Source organism: Lactiplantibacillus sp. DA1 (assembly GCF_032681335.1).
GTDB lineage: Bacteria > Bacillota > Bacilli > Lactobacillales > Lactobacillaceae > Lactiplantibacillus.
Genome location: NZ_JAWHTQ010000014.1, coordinates 1 through 4,109, shown reverse-complemented (window position 1 = coordinate 4,109; position 4,109 = coordinate 1). Strand labels below are relative to the sequence as shown.

Below are 4,109 nucleotides of genomic sequence, written 5' to 3'. Positions count from 1 at the left end.
CGAACACAGAAGTTAAGCTTCTTAGCGCCGAGAGTAGTTGGGGGATCGCTCCCTGCGAGGGTAGGACGTTGCCATGCGATTATTCCGACATAGCTCAGTTGGTAGAGCGCTTGACTGTTAATCAAGATGTCGACGGTTCGAGCCCGCCTGTCGGAGTGACATAGATGTTGGCGATTGTGTTAACATCTATTTTTATATCATGCCGGCTTAGCTCAGTTGGTAGAGCATCGGTATCGTAAACCGAGGGTCATCAGTTCGACTCTGGTAGCCGGCACTTGCGAGGCGGGACGTGGTTCTCGTCTTTTTTATTTTTAGTGGGTCATATTATTGAAATTAAGTAGCAGCCTTGCACAATTGTGCAAGGCTGCTTTTTTAGATAGCATCTGCCCGAGTTGATAACTAAACAGTGTAAAATCTGCCGTGATCCGATACGGCGTAAACACCCAATATTCAGCTGCCAATTGTGTAAGCACTTAATAAGATGATGCCTATTTTCGCCTCCGCTTTTTCGGTATGCTTAGCATATCAATTAACGGAGGTTTTCCAATGCATAACCAAATTGTTTTGGTATCATGCAATCCTCAGTCCGAATTCTATGATCAGCCTAAAACAGTGTGTGCACTTATTAACTGTTATTTGTTTTAACCTGGTTGCTTTCAATATGCTTAGTATACCGTTTAACAGGGGATTTTCTGCAATAGAAGATTACTTGCATGGGGCACTAGTTCTAACAAATTAAAGATCAATGATGGTTACCTTGCTTTTAAGAAATTAAATGGCATTAATGGCTACCTTACCAGTTCTCGGAGCAAACGATCTAATTGCGCTTTGCCGGTTAATCCGCTAGATTGTAGGTCAATAAACAATTGTCGTTATTCATAGTAGTGGTATATCGTGAATGCATAATGATGTTGTTCTTGAGACTGATAATCATCGTTTAACGTTTTGTTTAATTAGATTTTTTATGTTAATGGCGATCGTTTTCCATTTGAGCACTACTAATTATTTTATATTAAATTAGAATTTGATGTCAATTCTAAGTCGTAACAAGTCGCATCAAATGTCTTAGTAAACACTTTTAAGCGGCATAATGGGGTTTTGAACTATCTGATAATTTTGGATAAGCATACGCTTGATGGTTATTAGATTAGAAAATGATTAGTGCTATTGTTGATTAAGATTAAGGCTAGTATAATAGTTATTATGTTTAATTAAGAAACAAAACTTGTTACTTTTAAACGAAATACAAACTGGTTAAGAAGTTTGGAGGAATCTCTATTGGATAAGGAACAAAAACTGGATCGGTCGTTCTTTGGCCAACCCCGTGGTTTACGGACGTTGTTCTTCACTGAAATGTGGGAACGATTCAGTTACTATGGGATGCGTGCGTTACTGATCTATTACATGTACTACAGTGTGGCAAAGGGTGGCCTTGGGTTCGACCAGGTTACTGCCGCATCCATCATGTCAATTTACTCGGCCTTAGTTTACGTTTCCAGTGTTCTTGGTGGCTTTTTAAGCGACCGGGTCTGGGGTAGTCGTAAGACGGTCTTTATTGGTGGGGTCTTCATTATGTTGGGACACATCGTATTATCGACGCCGTTTGGGGTTGGGGCATTATTTGTCTCGATCGCACTGATTGTTATTGGGACTGGGCTACTAAAGCCTAATGTATCTGATATGGTTGGTCAATTATATACTGCAGAAGATACCCGTCGTGATGCTGGCTTCAGTATCTTTGTTTTCGGGATCAACTTGGGATCCTTAGTTGCACCTGCCTTGGTTGGCCGGATTGGCTTAAATGTTAACTTCCATTTAGGTTTCTCCTTGGCTGCCATTGGGATGTTCTTCGGTTTATTGCAATACTACTTTGATGGTAAAAAGAATTTGAGTTCTGCTAGTCTGTATCCAACTGATCCGTTGGAACCTGGTGACCTGAAGAAGCTTATTCGACGCACGATCTTAGGTATCATCGGGATTGGCCTGATTTTACTTCTGATGCAACTGATGAATGCATTAACGTTAGCCAATGTAATCAGCCTGATTAGTATTTTAGTTATTTTGACACCGATTGTTTACTTTATCTTGATGTTAACGTCTGAAAAAACTGATGCAGTTGAACGCTCACGGGTACGTGCCTACATTCCGTTATTTATCGCTGCTGCGCTATTCTGGGCGATTGAGGAACAAGGATCGGCCGTGTTAGCATTATTTGCAGCTAATCGTGTTAATCTGAACCTTGGTTTTACTCACTTAGCAGCATCTGATTTCCAAATGTTAAATCCATTGTTCATCATGATCTACACAACGCCGTTCGTATGGTTGTGGACGAAATGGGGTAAGAAGCAACCTAGTTCACCAGCTAAATTTGCGGTTGGGTTAGTCTTTGCAGGGGCGTCTTACTTAATCATGGCATTGCCAGGAGCGCTCTTTGGAACCGCAGGCAAAGTCAGCCCATGGTGGTTAGTGGCTAGTTGGGCTGTTGTTGAAATTGCGGAAATGCTGATTTCACCAATCGGTTTGTCGGTTACGACTAAGTTGGCACCAAAAGCGTTTGCATCACAAATGATGAGTATGTGGTTCTTGACTGATTCTGTAGGTAGTGCGATTAACGCACAAATCGTACGTTTCTATTCAACCCAAACTGAAGTCCCATACTTCGCGATTATCGGGATCGTGAGTGTGCTGCTTGGTATTCTCCTCTTTATGATGGTGCCAATGATCAAGCGTTCAATGCAAGGCATTCGTTAAATTGAATATTTACTCGAAGATATGTTATCTTAGTGATAGCATATTTTTTTATTTGGAGGGGTTGATCATCGTGCGGTTGGCTTTTAGTAGTGATAATCATTTTGATGTTAACCGAGTGGATGCGACCGCCATGATGCGCGCCCAGGCAACCTATTTATTACAAAACGGGGTCCAGCTATATTTAATTGCTGGCGACCTCTTCAACGATTTCCAACGTAGTCAACAATTTATCATCGATTTACAGGCACTATTGGGCGCACAGACACGTGTTTATTGGATTGCGGGTAATCATGACATGGTACATGGCATTTCGTTTGACGAGCTTGAAACTGGGCATTTTGCTGGCTACCTTCATAATCGGTATGTCGATATCCCCGGTACGGATTGGCGCGTGATTGGGCATAATGGGTGGTATGACTATCAATATGCTGCGCAAGTCCCGGATGCGACTACGGCTGACTTCTTGCATTGGAAGAATGCGTTTTGGATTGACCGGGCTATTAAGCAGCCAATGAGTGATGCGGAGCGTACGGACTTGATGTTGAATCAAGTTACAGCACAGCTTAGTTTAGCCGCTACTGAAAAAAAGCAGGTCGTATTCATGACTCACTTTGTTCCTCGGGTTGATTACTTGCGCTTTTCTGACGATAACCGATTCTGGAACATGGCTAACGCGTTAATGGGAACCCCACGGTTAGGGCAACTGCTGGAGCGGTTTAATGTGGCCCACGTTTTATTTGGTCATTTGCACGTTCATCCACAACCACGGGTATTTGGTCAGACAACCTATTATGACCAAGCGGTAGGCTATGGACTTAAGCGTATCAACGAATGGCGTGCTAATAATTTCATGGCTGAGTGGTATCAGGATACGCAATTTCTGGATTTGAAATAAAAACTGAAAAAACTTTGAAAAAAGTCTTGATTTTTTATTCAAAATTATGTATTCTAATATAGTTGAATGATTTACGGAGGGGTAGCGAAGTCTGGCTAAACGCGGCGGACTGTAAATCCGCTCCTTCGGGTTCGGTGGTTCGAATCCACTCCCCTCCATTTCATTATTGGGCTATAGCCAAGTGGTAAGGCAACGGGTTTTGATCCCGTGATGCGCTGGTTCGAACCCAGCTAGCCCAATTGTTACGCCTTTCGTCGTTAATCAGGTCTTATGACCTTGATGTAACGACTTTTTTATTGGCTTAAAATTGTATTAATGACAGTGGGGGTACCACTTCGAGAGCAATGTGCGACGAGCTCTTGAGGTGGTACTTTTTGTGTTATTTCGGTTCTCTGTCAACTGTTGTTGGTAATATTTTTATGGGTGCTTAGCCGCGCAACGGCTAAGCACCTTTTTTCAATTC

General features: G+C 42.3%; 2 protein-coding genes and 4 tRNA genes. All 6 read left to right on the top strand.

The annotated features are described in order from the left end of the window. Window positions 1-83: 83 nt before the first annotated feature. Window positions 84-156 (top strand) — tRNA-Asn (locus tag RXV91_RS15280). A 45-nt stretch (window positions 157-201) separates the two neighbouring features. Then, a tRNA-Thr gene (locus RXV91_RS15275) sits at window positions 202-274 on the top strand. A gap of 1,004 nt (window positions 275-1,278) precedes the next feature. Then, a complete protein-coding gene (locus RXV91_RS15270) occupies window positions 1,279-2,751 on the top strand; it encodes a peptide MFS transporter (RefSeq protein ID WP_316440546.1) in 1,473 nt (490 codons plus the stop codon). Window positions 2,752-2,803: 52 nt separating this feature from the next. Continuing rightward, window positions 2,804-3,646, top strand: a complete 843-nt coding sequence (locus RXV91_RS15265) for a metallophosphoesterase (protein ID WP_316440545.1) — start codon at window positions 2,804-2,806, stop codon at window positions 3,644-3,646. Between the two features lie 75 nt (window positions 3,647-3,721). Further along, window positions 3,722-3,804: transfer RNA gene (locus RXV91_RS15260), tRNA-Tyr, on the top strand. A 9-nt stretch (window positions 3,805-3,813) separates the two neighbouring features. Next, a tRNA-Gln gene (locus RXV91_RS15255) sits at window positions 3,814-3,885 on the top strand. Window positions 3,886-4,109: the final 224 nt, after the last annotated feature.